Consider the following 17521-nt stretch of genomic DNA (forward strand, 5'->3'; position numbering starts at 1 on the left):
CAACTCCGTAACACCCAGTATAGCTGCAGGAAATACTCATGGCCCATTTTGATAGTTGTCAGCTATCGCTTCGTCACTTCCACTTCAGTATGGAGTCTAAAGATGTCCGTTCACTCCACCGATCAACCCGTTAGTAGTGAGTCTCCATCGGAAGCCGGATCTTCGCGATTCACGATCGAGCAACGAGGCATCGACCATGTGCCGGCGAGTGAACGCCATGGCTCGGTGCGATCGGTGGCGCTGATGTGGAGCGGCGCGATGATGAACGTCACCGGCATCGTCTTCGGCGCCCTCCTCGTATTACTCGGTCTGAACCTCTGGCAAGCAGTCGCAGCGATTCTGATCGGTAACGCGACATGGATCATCACCGGTTTGTGTTCGCTGCCCGGGCCGGCTGCCGGCACCACCACGTTCGCCGCGAGCCGCGCTCCCTTCGGGCGCAACGGAAATCGACCGATTGCATTCTGCAACTGGATAATGCAGATCGGTTACGAGTCACTCGATCTGGTGTTGATGTTTCTGGCTACGTCGGTTCTCCTCGGTCAGGCCGGGATCGATTTGGGCACTCCGCTCGAGGTCGTCGTCATCTTGGGCTTGGCGGTTACGCAGAGCATTCTGCCTATCTTCGGCCTGTCGGTGATCATGAAGGCGATTCGAATCCTGTTGATCCCGTTCACTGTGCTGTTCGCGGTGCTGGTTGTGCTCGTGTTCGACTCCGTGGATGTCCAGACGGGCACGGCCTCCGGTGGCACCGCCTTGTTCTTCGCCGGTGTCGCGGTGGCGGCGTCAGGAAGCGGTCTGGGATGGACACCGAACGCCGCCGACTATGCCCGATATCTGCCCGAGTCAACCAGTCGCGTTCGCCTGGTGGTGGGCACCGCGATCGGAGGCGCTCTGCCGCAAACCCTGCTGATGCTGCTGGGTGCGGCCGTCGCCACTGCAGTCCCAGACGCCGTCGATCCCATCAGCGGACTACCGTCGGCTCTGCCGTCGTGGTTCCTGACTCCCTATCTTCTTGTGGTCCTGCTACAGCTCACCGCGCTCAATGCGATCAACCTCTATTCCTCGGGAATGACACTGCAGGCGATGGGTATTCGAATCAGTCGTTGGCAAGCCGTCGTCGTCGATGCCGTTGTCTGCGCGATCGTCGCGATCGTCGTGACGTTCTCCGGCGACTTCAACACATTGCTTGGGAACTTCCTGCTCTTCATGATCGTCTGGTTCGCACCGTGGGCGGCGATCATGGTCGTCGACTATTTCCTGCGCTCGGGCCGGTACGACATAGCGTCACTATCCGATGACGGCGGCCGGTATCGCCGGGTTCTCGGCTTCAATCCGGCCGGCGTCACTGCCCAGGTCGCCGGCATGATCGCGGCATTGCTCTGCATCAACACCACGGTCTTCACCGGCCCCATCTCCAAGGCATTCGACGGCGCCGACCTCAGTGTGCCAGCCGGCCTGGTGGTCGGGGCGCTGACCTACTGGGCGCTGGCACGCACATCAACCCGTAACGAGAGCACAGTCACCGAAAGGCTCAGCGCATGAACACCATTCCCCTCGTCGATCTCGAACAGTGGCGCACCGGATCCTCCTTGCAGCGTGCGAAGCTGAGCGAACGTGTCGACCAGGCCCTGCAAGGGTCCGGATTCCTGTTGATCTCGGGCCATGGAATCGATCCTGAACTCCGCGCGCAGATTCGGGCCGCCGGATCGGCGTTCTTCACCAGCGGCCCGGCGACCAAACATCGATACCGGACCCACGTCGGTGGGCGGGGGTGGATCCCCTCGGGTGCCGAAGCCAACGCTTTCGTCGAAGAGACTCCGGGTCCAGCCGACCTCAAGGAGACCTACACGAACGGCTGGGACGACTACTCCACCGGTGATCCCGTGGTCGATAACGAACGGTTCGCGCCCAATGTCTGGCCGACCGAAGTGCCGGAGTTCGAGCGGCTGTGTGCGACGTACACCGAGCAGATGCGTTCCCTGGCAGCAGAATTGCTGACCGTCTTCGCTTCGGCACTGAATCTCGATCCCGACTGGTTCACCTCTCGGACCGACCGCGCACCACATTCGTTCAACCTCAATCGATACCCGGCGATGGCCGAGACCGGGATTGCAATCGACGGCCAATACCGGATCGCGCCGCATACCGATTTCGGGGTCATCACCATACTCGACCGTCAAGCAGGCTACGGCGGGCTCCAGGTCGATACCGGTGACGGCAGCTGGGTGAATGCACCGTTCGTCGATGATGCCTTCACCATCAACATCGGTGATCTGATGGCTCGTTGGACGGGCGATCGGTGGCGCTCGACCAGGCACCGGGTATTGCCTCCGTCCGCGCACGACCCCAACGAGGAGTTGATCTCGTTGATCTTCTTCTTCGAAGCCAATCACGATGCGGTGATCGAGTCTTTCGGTCCGCCGATCGGACGAGCGCACGCCTACCAGCCCGTCACGACTGCGGACTACCTTCGCGCCCGGTATTCCGCGATCACCATCTGACGAACGCCCAGACCACCCAACACGCGAGGACGACATCCATCATGGCATTTGCCCGCAACGCCGGAACCGACTTCCAGGTCCCGATCATCGATATCTCGACGTTCACAGGCGGGGCCGATATCGATCGGCAATCAATCGCCCGCCAGGTCGATCTGGCTGCATCCACCGTCGGATTCATGCAGGTGGTCGGGCATGGCATCCAACCGAAAGTGCTCGATCGGTTCACCGCGGCCACCGACGAATTCTTCGCGTTGCCGGAGTCCACCAAACGCAAATACTCCACACCGCCGCACATCAACCGCGGGTACACCCCACCGAGAGCCGAGGCGTTGGCAAACTCTCTCGGGATCATCACCGCCGCAGATCTTTTCGAGGCGTTCAACATCGGCGTAGACCCTGCCGACCACGCCTCTCCGGACCTCGATCCCGTCGACTACGCGCCCACCATCTTCCCTGGCGAGACAACCGACTTCGAATCTGCCGTTACCGCTTGGTTCGGCGAGGCCCGACGCGTGGCGCACACCATGGCCGACATCTTCGCCCTGGCTCTGCATCTACCGATCGACTACTTTCGGCAGTTCACCACGCACTCTCTGGATGTACTGCGTATCAACAACTATCAACTGCCCCACCCCGACGTCACTTTGGAATCCGAGCAGATGGGCATGGGAGCGCACACCGACTACGGTATCGTGACGGTCTTGTGGGCAGATCAGGTGCCAGGACTGGAAATACTTGACAGTCAGCGGGTTTGGCACCCCGTGCAGCCCGCCGACGGGGCACTGTTGGTCAACCTGGGAGATGCGCTGGCCCGCTGGACCAACGATCGCTGGATCTCCACCATGCACCGGGTAGCGCCGCCACGCGTCGACGGCCGGCTCGTGCCGCGACGCTCGGCGGCCTTCTTCCACGACGGCAACCCCGAGACGGTCATCGCGTGCCTGCCGGGTTGCACCGGTCCCGGCAATCCACCGCGATATGAGCCGGTGACGGTCAAAGAGCACATAACCGCCAAGCTCCGCGGGTCCCGGGGGCGGGAACCGAATCCCCATGCGATCCGGGAGGCCGCTCGCCTCACTGGCAGTACATCATGAGTAGCACATTCACCGTTGCCACCCTTCCGAAGATCGAATTGCACTGTCACCTCGAAGCCGCCCTGCCGATCAGCCTCGTTTACCTTCTTGCGCAGCGGAACTCACTGAACCACTTGCTTGCGCCGGCGCTGGGTGCCTACCAGAGCGTCGCCGACATCGACGACTACCTGAAGGGCTACGACGCCACCGCCCATCTCCTGCGCACAGCAGGCGACTTTGCCGAAGCCGTCGACACGTACTTGCATTCGGTGGCTCAGCAGGCCGTCCGATACGTCGAAATCTTCTGGAGCCCCATGGTCCATCTCGACGACGCGGTGCCCTACCGCACCCAACTCGCCGGCATCATCGACGGCATCGAACACTCCACCTCCGGCGTCAACTGTCGCCTGATCCCGGCCATCGACCGCTCCCGCTCACCCGCCGAAGCCGCCCAAGTGGTCGATTACATCATTGAGTGCAACAACGACCTCGTGGTCGGAGTCGGCCTGGACTACGATGAAACCCTGGGCCCCGCAGATACTTTCATCGAGCCATTCGCTCGCATACGACGCGCAGGACTACGCGCCACAAGTCATGCCGGCGAAACCGCCGGGTCCGACAGCATCCTGGACAGCATCGACCTGCTTGGCTGCAGCCGCATCGACCACGGATACGCAATACTGAGCAACGACGACGACCTACAGCGATGCCTCGATGCCGGTGTCACTTTCACCGTCAGCACTCGCGCGGCCGAACTCTTGAAGACCTGGGGTCTCGAGGTCGCGGGCGCTCCAGCAGACATGTGGCGCCGTGGACTCCGCATCTCACCGGCCACCGACGCGCCCGCACACTTCGGAACAACACTCACGTCCGAGCACTCCATGCTCGAGGCCGCCGGATTGACGGTCGCCGACCTTCACGACATCCAGTTGGCATCGGTCGCCGGTACCTTCCTTGACGAGACCGACCGCCGTACCCTGACTGCCGAACTCAGGACCTGATCCGAGTACGTCGACACGGGACCGTCTGTAACTGGACCGATGCGCACAGCACTAACCGGCGCCGACGCTACGGTCGTGTCGGACCCCGGTTGTACCCTTCGCGCATGCCCACCGCTGATGAACTGCTCGGAGCCTCCGTAGTCGCCGATCTTGCCCTGTGCCTTGAACAAGCGTCGGGACGCACGCGATTGGCCGCTGTTCGCGAGAGCTCATCCGGCTTTGACGGCCTCAGTCTCGGTGAGCGCACTCGTGTGGTGCGAGACGCGATGATGTCCGACCTACCCGAGGAGTTTCCGCGCTTTGCCGAGGTAATCCGGCTGGCGTTGCGCGACGAGGCCTTTGCGGGCTGGATGATCTGGCCGGTCACGGAAGCTGTTGCAGTGATCGCCACGCGCAGTGGCCGAAATACAGATTTCGACGATGGTATGGCGCTACTCGCCGAACTGACCTCGCGTCTGACGAGCGAATTTGCGATCCGGACCTTTCTCGACGCGAATCCCGCGCGAGCGCTGGAGATCGCTCTCGGATGGACCGATCACCAGGACGAGCATGTTCGACGCCTCGCCAGTGAGGGCACCCGGATGCGTCTGCCATGGGGTAGGCGGGTGAAGGCGTTGACGGAGCACCCGGAGTCCACGGTCTCGATTCTCGACGCGCTGTACCGCGACGACTCGGAATACGTGCGGAGATCTGTCGCCAATCATCTCAACGACCTCAGTCGCGCGGACGCTGCATTGGCGGTATCGATCGCCAAGCGTTGGCTCGGTGATCCCGACGCGGCTACGCCCAAAGTGGTTCGCCATGCACTGCGCAGCCTGGTGAAAGCCGGCGACGTCGATGCGTTGGCTCTGCTGGGCTTTGCGGCACCCACGGATATCGTGATCTCGGACTTTGTGATCGATCGCGACGCTGTCGATCTGGGCGGAGACATCGCATTCGGTTTTGCGGTGAGTAACAACGGCGGTGAGTCCGTGACTGTGGCAATCGACTACATAGTCCATCACGTCAAGGCCAACGGACTCACCAGTCCGAAGGTGTTCAAGCTGACCACGCGCTCTCTCGAGCCCGGTGCCAGCGCGAAGGTAGCCAAGCGGCATTCCTTCAAGCCGATCAGCACGCGACGGTATTACGCGGGTACTCATTCCGTCGAGTTACAGATCAACGGAGTTACACAGGGTCTGAGATCTTTTCAGCTCCAAGTCGCTGCGGACGATAGCTGACCGAGGGATAGCCGTCGTCGGGGTCGATCGTGACTTTTGCTCGGACTCGGTAGACCTGTTCGACCAGTTCTTCGGTCAGCACTTCGGTCGGTGTACCCGACGCAACCACCCGTCCGCGTTCGAGCACCAGTAGACGGTTGCAGAACATCGCCGCCACGTTGAGGTCGTGCAGCGCAATGTAACTGGTCACCGGCAGCGTCGACACCAGTGACAGGATGTCGAGTTGGTGTGAGATGTCGAGGTGGTTGGTCGGCTCGTCGAGCAGCAGCACGTCCGGTTGCTGAGCCAGTGCGCGGGCGATCTGAGCGCGTTGGCGTTCCCCGCCGGACAGCGTGTGCCACAAGCGTCGTCGCATCGACGTCATGCCGGTATCGGCGAGCGCCTGATCTATTGCGTCGTCGTCGGCTTCCTCGCCGGAACCGAACAGTGTGCGGTGTGGAATGCGGCCGAGCCTCACGACGTCGAGCACGCTGATGTCGACCTCGGTGTGGGCGTGCTGATCGACCACCGCGATCTTCCGGGCAACGGTGCGTCGGCGAACGTTGCTGATGCTGCTGCCGCCCAGCGTGACGTCGCCCGAGTCCGGAGACGTGACTCCAGCCAGGATGCTGATGAGTGAGGACTTCCCGGACCCGTTGGGGCCGAGGATCCCGATGGTGTCACCCGGTTGCGCGGCGACGCTCACCCGATCGAGGATCAGGTTCTTTCCGCGGTGCCACACGATGTCGTGTGCTGCGAGGCTCATGCGCTTCTCCTCATGCGGAACAGGATGACCGCAAATGCGGGGACGCCGATCAAGGCCGTCACAACACCGACCGGAATCTCCTGGGGCGCAAACGCAGTACGCGCGATGGCATCCACCCACACCATGAAAATCGCACCGATCAGCGCCGTGGCAGGGAGTAAACGGCTGTGTCTCGAACCAACCAGAAACCGGGCCGCATGCGGAAGCACCAGTCCCACAAAACCTATCGCCCCGGCAGCGCTGACCAATGCGGCCGTGATCAGCGCGGTGATGGTGAGAAGGAGCAGCCGAACGCGCTGCACCGGGATTCCGAGCGTCGCGGCGGCGTTGTTGCCGAAAGTGAAGGCGTCCAACGCCGGTGCCTGGGCGAGACACACAAGGATTCCGACGGCTACCACTGCGCCACACAGAACTACGTCCGTCCAGCCGGCACCGGCCAACGAACCGAGAAGCCAGAACAAGACGCCTCGGGTCTGCTCGGCGTCGGCGGAGGAAATGACGATGAACGACGTGAGTGCCGAGAACAATTGTGTGCCTGCAACACCTGCCAAGACCACGCGGGACGTGCCACCGCCTGCGCCCGCAGCAAGCAGCATCACCAGGCCGAACGAGACGACGGCCCCGGCAAATGCACCGGCGGACAGCGAGATAACGCCGCCGCCGATGCCGAGCACCGCGATCATCACCGCACCGGTCGAAGCCCCGGACGAAATTCCGAGAACAAACGGATCGGCCAGTGGATTACGGAGCAGCGACTGCATGATGACGCCGCACAATGCGAGCCCAGCACCGCACACTGCAGCCAAGAGTGTTCGGGGAAGCCGCAATTCCCAGACTATGCCGTCCTTGATGCGGCTGACGCCGGACGATCCGACACCCCAATGCTCGAGCACCACGGCGTAGACGTCGCGAACCGACAGATTGGCCGGGCCGATCGTGATCGCCAGCGCGATCGAGAATCCGAGAACCACCAAACCGATCAGGAACAGCACTCCCAGAGTTGACCGGGATTCGAGACGCGCAGTGCGCGTGCTCAATTGGCCAAGCCCCAGTCACGCAGCGCGGTAGCGGTCTTCTCGACACCATCGATCGTGCGGATCGAGGGGTTGAGATCGGCGCCGTTCACAACGATGTACTTCTTGTCCTGCACAGCTTGCAGACGCGAGGTGACAGGGTTGGATTCGAGGAAAGCGATCTTGCTGGCCAGAGCGTCACCGTCGATACTGCGCCGACTCAGGTCCGCGAGCACCAAGGCCGTTGGGTTGCGATCGAGGATGGTTTCCCAACTGACCTGGGGCCATTCGTCCGTCGTATCGGCGAAGATGTTCTCCGCGCCAACAGATTCCGTGATAATTCCGGACGAGCCACAGCAACCAGCCATGTACGGAGTCATGGTGTCGGCAAACCAGAATGCGAGTGAGACCCCGGACGCATCGACGGAATCGGACGCTTTCGCGAATCGATCCTGTAGTTCGGTGACAAACTGCTCACCTCGATCACGCACGTCGAAAATTGCTGCCAAGTCCCGGATTTCCTGGTAGACAGTCTCGATCTTCAACGGTTCGGTGCGAGCGCCGTCCGCATTCGACGCCGAGGACACCTTGCCGTCGCAGCCGTTGTCGGTGGGCGAGAGGTACGTCGGTACGCCGAGCGCGGCGAACTGATCTCGGCTCGCGACGCCGCCCTCGGCAATCGTGGAGGCAAACGACGCCGATACGAAATCGGGTTCCGTGTCGAGGACAACCTCGAACGACGGTTTGTTGTCGGCAAGGCGCGGGACTCGATTGTTGTCGGCTGCGAGGTTCTCGCGAACGGGATCGGTCCACGTCGCGGTGCCGACCATGCGGTCTGCGAGACCGAGGGACAGCAGGATCTCCGTTGAGCCTTGGTTGAGGGAGACCGCACGTGTCGGTGGTGCGTCGATAGTGACTTGTCGACCACAATTGTCGATGGTCAGGGGGTAGTTGGACGACCTGGCGTCACTCGCGGTGACGGAGTCGTCGGAGGCGCCGCAGCCGGCCAGACCAAACGCGAGAGCCGAGGTGGCAACAACTGCTGAGGTGAAGCGCATAAAACGCATGAAGAGGGAACTCCTTGCTCAGGGCTCGATCGCGGAGCCGAGAATTCGCCGTGCTCGATCAGCGAGTATCCGGACTTCGATCCCTCGAGAAGGTTCGTCACCGTTGCGCGTCAGCCCTGGACTTGCACCAGGTTCCCTCGCCGATCGTGGCCGCACGAACGGCCACGTCAACCATAACGAGGTGCTGGTTTCTCCTCGCAAACACAGGGGTGGAATTGACCTCGTCAGCACTCGAGGTATCGTGGCCGACATGCAGCGCGTCTATTTCTGGTTTAGCAGGCCGGCCCCGGGTGGGCCTGCCGGCGTAACCACGCGCTGACAACCTCCACCCAAGAGCCGGATTACAGACCGGCTCGCTGGAGTTCACTTCATCTCTGGGGTCGGCCTGAGAACAGGAAACCGAAACCCCATGACTGTCACCATCGACACCACAGCCACATCGGACAGCCTCGACGATCAGCGCACTGTCAGTATCAGTCCGCTGGTTTCGCCGGCGACCGTCCGAGCTCAGCACGCACCCGACGAGGTCGCGGCCGCAACCGTGCGGACCGGCCGTGCCGACACGATCAACATCCTCAACGGTGACGACGACCGTTTGATCGTTGTTGTCGGACCGTGCTCGGTACACGATCCGGAAGCTGCGATGGACTACGCCCGCCGGTTGGCTGCCAAGGCCGAAGAACTGCGGGACGACCTGCACATCGTCATGCGGGTCTACTTCGAAAAGCCGCGCACCACGCTGGGTTGGAAGGGCCTGCTCAACGATCCCCACCTCGACGGCACCTACGACGTGAACACCGGTCTTGGTATCGGCCGCAAGTTGCTGCTCGACGTGTCGAGCCTCGGTCTGCCCGTCGGCTGTGAATTCCTCGACCCGATCATGCCGCAGTACATCGCGGACCTGGTCAGCTACGGCGCGATCGGCGCTCGGACCGCTGCGAGCCAGGTTCACCGTCAGCTGTGCAGTGCACTGTCCATGCCGGTCGGCATCAAGAACTCCACCGAAGGTGACGTGCAGGTAGCCGTCGACGGTACCCGCGCTGCGGCAGCGAGCCACGTGTTCCCCGGAACCGACCTCGACGGTCAGGCTGCCTTGATCCGTACGGCTGGTAACCCCGACTGCCACGTCATCCTGCGCGGTGGCAGCGACGGACCGAACTACGACGCCGAGACGGTCGCGGATACCCTTGCCCGCCTGCGTAAGTCGAACCTGCCCGAGCGCGTGGTCATCGACGCGAGCCACGGCAACAGCAGCAAGGATCACGAGCGTCAGGTCATCGTCCTCGACGACATCGCAGCTCGTCTCGCCGCCGGTGAGCAGGGAATCGCGGGTGTCATGTTGGAGAGCTTCATCGAGGCCGGTCGTCAGGACCTGACCTTGGGCAAGGCGGACGAACTCACCTACGGTCAGTCCATCACCGACGCATGCATCGACTGGTCCACAACGGCAGCGCAGTTGGACCGTCTGGCGCAGGCCGTTGCCAGCCGTAGGGGCTGACGCCCCCGTGCGCCTTTCTGGTAGCGCCAACTACCAGAAAGGCGCACAGGGCCGCTAGGCCAGTACTTCTCGCGTGGCCGTGACCAGGCGTTCGAGCCACGCATCCGTGCCGACGGCCTGACGCAGTGGCTCGTTGGGCAATTCGATGCTGACCGGCAGTCCGGCAGGCAATGTCGACCAGATGTCGGCCAGGGCGATGCCGCCGGTGCCGGGCACCAGACGCTCTTCGCGGGCGTGACGGATCAGTTCTGCGTCATCGGTGGGAGCGGGGGTCGAACCGTCGCACATCTGGGCGTAGTGCAGCCACTCGCGCGGGATGGACGCAAGATCCTCCAGCGTTGTCGCCGAGCGGTCGGTGTGCAATGCGTCGACGAGAACGCTCCGAGCCGGACCATCTGCCGCCGAGACGATCTCGATGGCAGCGCGCGCATCGGGCACCGCAGTCCACGGCATGAATTCGAGCGAGGCGACGATGCCGTAGTTCGCGCACAGTTCCGCGAGGCGGGCATAGGAGTCCGTGAGCCGAGCGCGGTCGCGGTCGTCGCCGCCCACCAGAACGGCCTTGGCTCCGAGCTGTGCACCCGCTTCGAGAAGCGGAACATAGTCGGCGGGGTCGAAGTCGGCTGCAAGGCGGATGATTTCGAGGTCGAATACCTCAACGGGTGAATCATCCAGTCGACGCACCAGTTCGTCCAACGACTGCTTGTCCTCGTGCAGCGGGTAGGCCGTCGTACCTGGTGCCGCGGGCATCAGGCGGATGCCGATGGTGTCGAAGCCGTGTTTTTCCGCCAAGTCGACGTGCTGCATCGGTGCGGTATCGAGCACTGTGAGGGCTGCCAGTCCGAGTGAGAGTGTCATGCGTGCGCTCCAACTGTCTTGGCTCCGGCCAGTTCCCGACCTGCCAGGTAACCGAACGTCATAGCCGGGCCGAGGTTGATGCCGCCGGACGGGTAGTGCCCGCCCATCACGTTGGCCTGATCGACGCCGACGGCGAGCAATCCCTCGATGGGGCGGTCGTTGTCGTCGAGCACCTGGGACGACGAGTCGGTGACAAGCCCGGCGAAGGTACCGAAACTGCCCGGCACCACCTTCACCGCGTAGTACGGACCCTTCTGTAAGGGTGCGAGCGACGGGTTCGGCCAGGGGTTGGCGGTATCGCCGGATCCCCGGTTGAACGGCGTTGTGCCGCGACCGAACTCGGGGTCTTCACCGGCCACGGCCCCGACATTGAATGCCTCGATTGTCTTTTCCAACTGCGTCGGATCAACGCCGATCTTCTCCGCCAGTTCGCGAACAGTGCGACCCCGTGTCAGGTATCCCGAGCGCAGGTACGGCTGGATCGGGATCGGCAGGGGCTTGGCCATGCCCAGCGGGAGGTAGCGCACGTACTGCTGATCCGCGATCAACCATGAGCACACCTCGTCTCCCTCGGGAACCTGCTCGACCATCGCGAGGGTGTAGTCGTGGTAGCCGAGTGCTTCGTTGACAAAACGCTTGCCGTTCGCGAGAACTCCGATGACACCGGGCTTTCCGCGGTCGAGGATGTGCGGGAACACACCTTCCTTGCCGTTCCGGTAGCGAACGATGGAGACGGGGCAGTACGCGACGGGGGAGGCAAGAGTGCGGTCGAGGCGACCACCCACGGATTCGCCGAGGGTGATGCCGTCGCCGGTGGTTGTCTTCGGAGTGAGTGACCAGTGCTCGTTTCCGGTGGGGGTACGGGGGAACATTTCACGTCTGCGGTCGATGTCCTGGGCGAAGCCGCCGGTGGCCAGTACGACGCCGCGCGTGGCAGTTACCGAGTACGCACCATCCGGGCCTTCGAGGCGGACGCCGACAACGCGACCGTCGTCGTCAGTCTGCAGCGATGTTGCCGACGTTTTCACCCGAATCTCGACGCCGAGATCGAGCGCTGAGCGAAGCATCATGCCGACAAGCGCAGTGCCGTTGACGAGTTGCTGGCCACGACGCTTGGTGGCGAGATCGAACATGTGCTTTGTCACGCGAACACCACAGTGCACAAATGCTTTCGGCGATCGAGTCGAGTGCAAGAATGCCTGCAGGTCGGGGCCGGCCATGATGCCCATACCGAGGAATGACGTCTCGTACAACTGTCGACGTAGCAGCGCCGCGACGTCGGGTCCGAGCTTTCGCAAGCTCACCGGTTTCGGTCCGACGGAACGATGACCCGTGCCGGCTCCCGGTGTGTCGCCGTGAATGTCGGCGATCTTGGCTCCGGGAACAAACTTCAGCGCAGTCTTGCGTTCGAAGAACTCGACCATCTCCGGTGCGCCGTCGAGGAGTGCATCCACCTTGGCGGCGTCGAAGTTGTCGCCGAGTCGGTTCTCCAGATATGCCCGCGGCGCCGAACGATCCTCGACAACCCCGTCGGCGATGGCAAACATGTTGCGCGGGGTCCACATCCACCCGCCTGACCAGGCCGTTGCGCCGCCGCAGGTGTCGGCCTTCTCGACAACGAGTACCGACGCGCCGCCATGTGCTGCGGCAATTGCTGTGGAAAGCCCGCCTGCGCCGGAGCCCACGACAACCACGTCGTAGGTGAGGGGGGTACTGCTACTCATTTCTGCTCCTTGGCAGTTGTTGCGAGGGTCGGTGTCGATGTCAGCTCGACAACCTTGCCCGTTCGTGACGATTCGTAGATTGCGGCGATGATGGCAAGTGACGCGCGGGCGTCTCGTCCGGTGACGGCGGGTTCGCGCCCGGTCAGGACGGCGTCGGCGAAGTCCTGAACCTGCAAGGTGTGGAAGTCGGTCAGTGCCGCATTGACCGCTCCCACATCGAGATTGGCGTCGATATCGGCGGAGTACCGCGACTGGAACTCCACTTCGCCCGGCACGGTCCAGATTTCGTTGACACCCTCGTGCCCTTCAGGGAACTCGAGGACGCTGGCGATGGCACCGGTGCGCCCGATCACCGAGACGCGGTTGCCCAGGTTGTGATTGGCACCGGTAGTCGCGGTGACGGTGGCGGTGCCGCCCGAGGCAAAGGAGATCACAGCTGACGCACTGTCCTCGGTCTCGATGTGCTCACCGTGGGTGTGGGTGCGGATGAAGCCGCTGACCGAGACAGCCTCGCCCATGAACCAGGCCAGCATGTCGATCTGGTGCACGGCCTGCGTCATGAGCACGCCACCGCCGTCGGTGTCCCAGCGTCCGCGCCACGCGTCGGCCGAGTAGTAACTCGATGGGCGGTGCAGGATCACCGACGCCTCGCCGAGCGTGGGCAGTCCGATCCGGCCGTCGTCGATGGCGTCCCGGATACGACGCACGGCCGGCCAGAAGCGGCGTTGGAAGAGGACGCCGAAGGTGATACCGGCGCGGTCGGCGGCCTCGATCATGCGGTCGGCGGCAGCAACATCGACCGCGATGGGCTTCTCGCACAACACATGTACACCCGCTTCGGCAGCGGCCACGACTACCTCTTCATGTACCGGGTGCGGCGTGCAAACGGTGCAGGCGTCGAGTCCGAGGGCGAGAAGTTGCTCCACTGAACTCACGGCTGCGGGAATGCCGTGCGCTGCCGCGAACTCCTGGGCGCGTCCGAGATCGGGATCGCAGCAGCCGATTACCTCGACGCCGGGGACTTGTTGCAGGGCTCGGGCATGGTTGCCGGCGATCTTGCCGCAGCCGACGATTCCGACTTTCAACGTCATCAGAAATGTTCCTCTGCTTCGACGTCCCGCGCCGCAGACTCGCCGCGGTCGAGACTGTTCAGTGCTTCGATGTCCTCGCCGGAGAGGGTCACGTCGAGTGCTGCCAGGTTCTCGGCCTGACGCGTCGGGTTCGCTGATCGCGCGACCGGAACCACACCCTGCGCGACGTGCCAAGCGAGGACCACTTGAGCTGGTGTGCAACCGATTCGACCGGCGATCTCCCCGACCACGGCGTTGTCGAGCACATCGCCGCGGCCGAGCGGGCTCCACGACTGCGTGAAGATTCCGAGTTCGTCGTTGGCGCGGCGCACCGGAATTCGCGCGAGCGACGGGTCCATCTGAATCTGGTTGACTGCCGGTGCCTCACCGGTTTCGGCGACGACGCGGCGCAGGTGGTGCTCCAGGAAGTTCGACACACCCACGTACCGAACCAGTCCGGCGTCGCGGCAGGCCAGCATCGCCTCGAACGACGCAACGTAACGATCGATTCGCGGGAGCGGCCAGTGGATCAGGAACAGATCGAGTTGATCCAGTCCCAGTCGTTCCAGGCTCTGCTCGAGCGCTCCGCGGATGTCACCGGAAACCTGGTCGTTTCCACGAAGTTTGGTGGTGACGAACAGTTCTTCTCGCGGTAGAGCAGACTCCGCCAACGCTACGCCGACGGCGTCCTCGTTGCCGTAGATCGCGGCGGTGTCGATGAGGCGGTACCCGGCCTCGATTCCGGAGAGTACCGACTTCGTGGCGTCGGCACCGACCAGTGGCCAGGTTCCGAGTCCGATGGGTGGCAACGCAGTTGCCACCGGTGCGGCTGTGTGTGCGCTCATGCGTGAACCTCCTGACGGGCCGCAGCGGCGGCGGTGATGGCGACGGCAACGTCGGCTGCGGTCACGAGTGCGGCATGGATGGATCCGCCGTCACCGCTCGCGTCGCCGACGGTATGGACCCCGAGTCGTGGTGCCAGTGAACGTAGTTCGGCCAGAAGCTCCGAGCGCGGCTCGACGCCCTGTGAGATCAGCAGCTCGCCGGGGGCGTCGACTTCGCTCAGTACACCGTCTGTCGAGATCGTGACCCGATCGGCGTCGACCTTCGTGACGATCGAGCGCAGGTAGGTCGTGAGGTTCTCACTTGCGGCGAGTCGCGGCAGCAGTACGATCTTGCCGCGTCGGCCGACGTCGTGTGCGATGGTTTCCTGCGGCCCGATCATGACGACCTGGGTGCCCTTCTGGAGCAGATCGTCTGCGACGGCAGCAGCCTCGCGGTCGGCGCCGAAAATGGTGATTGCCTCGGGGGCCGGATCTCCGGAAACCAGGAACTCGCGAACGTCACGGACGGTTCGGGTCTGCGCGCCGGGGAGGTCAGTCACGGGACCGTGCCCACCGGCAGCAAGGACGATCGCGTCGAAGTCACTGTTTGCGAGCAATGCTGCGTCAGCTCTGGTCGAGGTGTGGCACTGCACCCCGAGTTCGACCAGTTCCGCGAGGTACCAGTCCACGATCCGCCCGTATTCGGGATACTCGTGCAGCTTCGATGCCAGAGCGAAGTCGCCACCGAGGCTGGGTCGTTCGTCGTACAGGTCGACGCGGTGACCGGCAAGTGCCAGGTCGCGGGCAGCGGACATTCCGGACGGACCGGCACCGATGACGGCGACCCGCACGGTGGCATCAGCCGGCTTTGTAGGCTGATCCAGTTCACGGCCGACCCACGGGTTGACGGAGCAGGGAATGGGACCGGCAGCCAGGCTGTCGATGCAGTAGTTGCAGGCGATGCACGGGCGGTAGCGGCCACCGTCGATAGCGCGATTCGGGAAGTCCGGATCGGCGTGCAACGTACGGGCCATGCTGACGAAGTTGGCCTGCCCGGATTCGATGATCTGCGCGGCGATCTCCGGCGACGTGATGCGTCCGGCCACGCCCACCGGGATGTCGAAGTCGCGCTGGTACTGCTCGGAGTACGGCGCGAGGAGTCCACGGGACCATTCACCGGGCTGGATGATCCACTGTCCCGCTTCGTAGTTGCCGGCCGAGACGTCGAGGAAATCGAGTCGGTCGGTGTCGATGGCGTCGATGCGAGAGCGGGTCATATCGGCGTCGAGTCCGCCGTCAATGCCTTCGAAGGCTGAGAATCGAAGTCCCAGAGTGATTCCCGGAGCATGCTCGTGGACGGAGGCGATGACCTTGTTGACGAACAAGGTGGGGTCGGCCCACTCGTCGTCGCGGTGATTGTAAGCAGGGGAGAGGAACTGGTGGATCAGATACCCGTGGCCACCGTGCAGGGAGATGACGTCGACGCCCGCCTGTTGGCAGCGCGCTGCGGCTTCACCGAAACATTCGATGATGTGCTCGATGTCGTCGGCGTCGAGTTGTTCTGGCATCTCGCCGCCGACAACCAAACACGGAATCGGTGTCGGGGCAACAGGAACAAACCCGCTGACAGAACCTTGCGCCGTACGTCCACCGTGGTTGAGTTCGACTCCGACGAGGGCGCCGTGAGCGTGGATCGCGTCGGCCATCTTCTTGATACCGGGAATGCGCTCGTCGACGTCGACGCCCATCTGCCGGATGCGGCCTTTGCCGTCGGCGCGCACGTAGCTCGCCTCGGTGAAGATCAGTGCCGCACCACCTTCGGCGCGGCGAGCGAGATATGCGATGTACTCGTCCGTCATGGTGCCGTCGACTTCGCAGTAATTGCGTTCCATCGGAGCAGATACGAATCGGTTCCGAAGGCGGACGCTGCCCATGTCGAGGGGTTCGGCGAACGGTTGGGTTGCGTTCATCAGTGCTCCTGGAGCAGTTTGCGAGAGTGAGTGTTCGACTGTGCTCATGCGCTGGCCATCTCGGAGAGCATGTCGCTCAGGTGGGTGCGCATCCGATCCGTGTCAGCTTCGATGCCCGTCAGAAGTGTGAAGGTGTCAGAGGCTTGAGCCACCAGCATCTGGCCGCCGTCGAGCACCTGGCACCCGAGAGCGATTGCAGCGTCGAGTAATTCGGTGCGCATCGGCCGATAGACGATGTCCGCGACCCACAAGCCGGAGTGGAGCGCAGCGGGGTCGAACGGAGTTCCGGGATGGCCGACCATACCGATCGGAGACGCATTGACGACGCCGTCGCTTGTCGCCAGGTTATCGGCGATCTCACCAATCGCCAAAGCCGTTGTGCGCGTGTCAGGGAAAGCCGAGGCAACGCGTGAACATACATCGGCAGCGCGTTCTGAGTCGACGTCGGCGATGCGGAGATCCGTCGTACCGGCTGCCGCCAGCGCGTAGGCAACGGCCGAACCTGCCCCGCCGGCGCCGGCGAGGACCACTCGATCCAAGGTGGCGTCAGGTAGCCCGCGTTGAAGTGCGGTGAGGAATCCACTGTGATCGGTGTTGTGGCCGATCAGACGGCCGTTGTCGACCACAACCGTGTTGACGGCGCCGAGCAGTCGGGCGTTGTCGGACAGTTCGTCGAGGGCGTCCACGACAACTTGCTTGCACGGGTGCGTGATGTTCAGCCCGGTGAAACCACCGGTGACGGCGGCGCGAACCAACTCGCCGGTCTTCTCGACCGAGACGTTCCTTGCCTCGAGGTCGATCAGTTCGTAGCTGTAGGCGGCGAGACCGAGTGCTGCCGCTTCGTGGGAGTGCAGCGCCGGCGAGAGTGAGGTGGTGATTCCCGCGCCGACAAGGCCGATCCGGTGACGGGTGGATTCGGTAGGCATGACATTTCTCCTGCATAAGTGGGGACGG

General features: G+C 63.3%; 15 protein-coding genes and 1 riboswitch. Of the genes, 6 read left to right on the plus strand and 9 right to left on the minus strand.

The features are described from left to right. Window positions 1-102 precede the first annotated feature (102 nt). The 5 genes from CJ178_RS26220 to CJ178_RS26240 all read left to right on the plus strand — a co-directional run bounded on the left by CJ178_RS26220 (window position 103) and on the right by CJ178_RS26240 (window position 5798). Complete coding sequence (locus CJ178_RS26220) at window positions 103-1545, plus strand: purine-cytosine permease family protein (protein WP_033234035.1); 1443 nt, start codon at window positions 103-105, stop codon at window positions 1543-1545. After that, window positions 1542-2504, plus strand: coding sequence for an isopenicillin N synthase family dioxygenase (locus CJ178_RS26225; protein WP_095888338.1), 963 nt, complete (start codon window positions 1542-1544; stop codon window positions 2502-2504). The genes CJ178_RS26220 and CJ178_RS26225 overlap by 4 nt, the downstream gene beginning before the upstream one ends. A 41-nt stretch (window positions 2505-2545) precedes the next feature. Continuing rightward, window positions 2546-3598 (plus strand): isopenicillin N synthase family dioxygenase, encoded by a 1053-nt coding sequence (locus tag CJ178_RS26230; RefSeq protein ID WP_095888339.1) that lies wholly within the window; start codon window positions 2546-2548, stop codon window positions 3596-3598. Further along, on the plus strand, window positions 3595-4578 hold the full coding sequence (locus tag CJ178_RS26235; protein ID WP_045068918.1) for an adenosine deaminase family protein: 984 nt from the start codon (window positions 3595-3597) through the stop codon (window positions 4576-4578). Before CJ178_RS26230 ends, CJ178_RS26235 begins: the two co-directional genes overlap by 4 nt. 104 nt (window positions 4579-4682) lie before the next feature. Continuing rightward, window positions 4683-5798: a DNA alkylation repair protein gene (locus CJ178_RS26240; RefSeq protein ID WP_095888340.1), complete on the plus strand. Its 1116-nt coding sequence runs from the start codon at window positions 4683-4685 to the stop codon at window positions 5796-5798. Here CJ178_RS26240 and CJ178_RS26245 read toward each other — a convergent pair. Genes CJ178_RS26245 through CJ178_RS26255 form a run of 3 tightly spaced genes read right to left on the minus strand, consistent with a single transcriptional unit; the run spans window position 5746 to window position 8623 of the window. Continuing rightward, a complete protein-coding gene (locus tag CJ178_RS26245; protein ID WP_095888341.1) occupies window positions 5746-6543 on the minus strand; it encodes an ABC transporter ATP-binding protein in 798 nt (265 codons plus the stop codon). The two genes, CJ178_RS26240 and CJ178_RS26245, sit on opposite strands and share 53 nt — an antisense overlap. Next, window positions 6540-7580 (minus strand): FecCD family ABC transporter permease, encoded by a 1041-nt coding sequence (locus CJ178_RS26250; RefSeq protein ID WP_033234041.1) that lies wholly within the window; start codon window positions 7578-7580, stop codon window positions 6540-6542. The genes CJ178_RS26245 and CJ178_RS26250 overlap by 4 nt, the downstream gene beginning before the upstream one ends. Then, complete coding sequence (locus CJ178_RS26255; protein ID WP_373557491.1) at window positions 7577-8623, minus strand: ABC transporter substrate-binding protein; 1047 nt, start codon at window positions 8621-8623, stop codon at window positions 7577-7579. The genes CJ178_RS26250 and CJ178_RS26255 overlap by 4 nt, the downstream gene beginning before the upstream one ends. A gap of 42 nt (window positions 8624-8665) precedes the next feature. Beyond that, a riboswitch (cobalamin riboswitch) is annotated at window positions 8666-8798 on the minus strand. Window positions 8799-9032: 234 nt separating this feature from the next. Between CJ178_RS26255 and CJ178_RS26260 the strand changes: the two genes are divergently transcribed. Then, complete coding sequence (locus tag CJ178_RS26260; protein ID WP_095888343.1) at window positions 9033-10121, plus strand: 3-deoxy-7-phosphoheptulonate synthase; 1089 nt, start codon at window positions 9033-9035, stop codon at window positions 10119-10121. Window positions 10122-10175: 54 nt separating this feature from the next. On the opposite strand, the gene CJ178_RS26265 is transcribed toward CJ178_RS26260, so the two are convergent. The 6 genes from CJ178_RS26265 to CJ178_RS26290 are packed head-to-tail and all read right to left on the minus strand — an operon-like array spanning window position 10176 to window position 17493. Beyond that, complete coding sequence (locus CJ178_RS26265) at window positions 10176-10979, minus strand: sugar phosphate isomerase/epimerase family protein (protein WP_020970535.1); 804 nt, start codon at window positions 10977-10979, stop codon at window positions 10176-10178. Further along, window positions 10976-12703 (minus strand): FAD-dependent oxidoreductase, encoded by a 1728-nt coding sequence (locus CJ178_RS26270; RefSeq protein WP_095888344.1) that lies wholly within the window; start codon window positions 12701-12703, stop codon window positions 10976-10978. Before CJ178_RS26270 ends, CJ178_RS26265 begins: the two co-directional genes overlap by 4 nt. Continuing rightward, complete coding sequence (locus CJ178_RS26275; protein WP_045068926.1) at window positions 12700-13794, minus strand: Gfo/Idh/MocA family protein; 1095 nt, start codon at window positions 13792-13794, stop codon at window positions 12700-12702. Before CJ178_RS26275 ends, CJ178_RS26270 begins: the two co-directional genes overlap by 4 nt. Continuing rightward, window positions 13794-14618: an aldo/keto reductase gene (locus CJ178_RS26280; RefSeq protein ID WP_033234047.1), complete on the minus strand. Its 825-nt coding sequence runs from the start codon at window positions 14616-14618 to the stop codon at window positions 13794-13796. The genes CJ178_RS26275 and CJ178_RS26280 overlap by 1 nt, the downstream gene beginning before the upstream one ends. Then, window positions 14615-16567 (minus strand): oxidoreductase, encoded by a 1953-nt coding sequence (locus CJ178_RS26285; protein WP_179300845.1) that lies wholly within the window; start codon window positions 16565-16567, stop codon window positions 14615-14617. Before CJ178_RS26285 ends, CJ178_RS26280 begins: the two co-directional genes overlap by 4 nt. A 44-nt stretch (window positions 16568-16611) precedes the next feature. Beyond that, the gene (locus CJ178_RS26290) at window positions 16612-17493 is read right to left on the minus strand and encodes a shikimate dehydrogenase (protein ID WP_033234048.1); all 882 of its coding nucleotides are present in this window, start codon (window positions 17491-17493) and stop codon (window positions 16612-16614) included. Window positions 17494-17521: the final 28 nt, after the last annotated feature.

This window comes from Rhodococcus sp. ACPA4, from assembly GCF_002300185.1.
GTDB classification, from domain to species: domain Bacteria; phylum Actinomycetota; class Actinomycetes; order Mycobacteriales; family Mycobacteriaceae; genus Rhodococcus_F; species Rhodococcus_F globerula.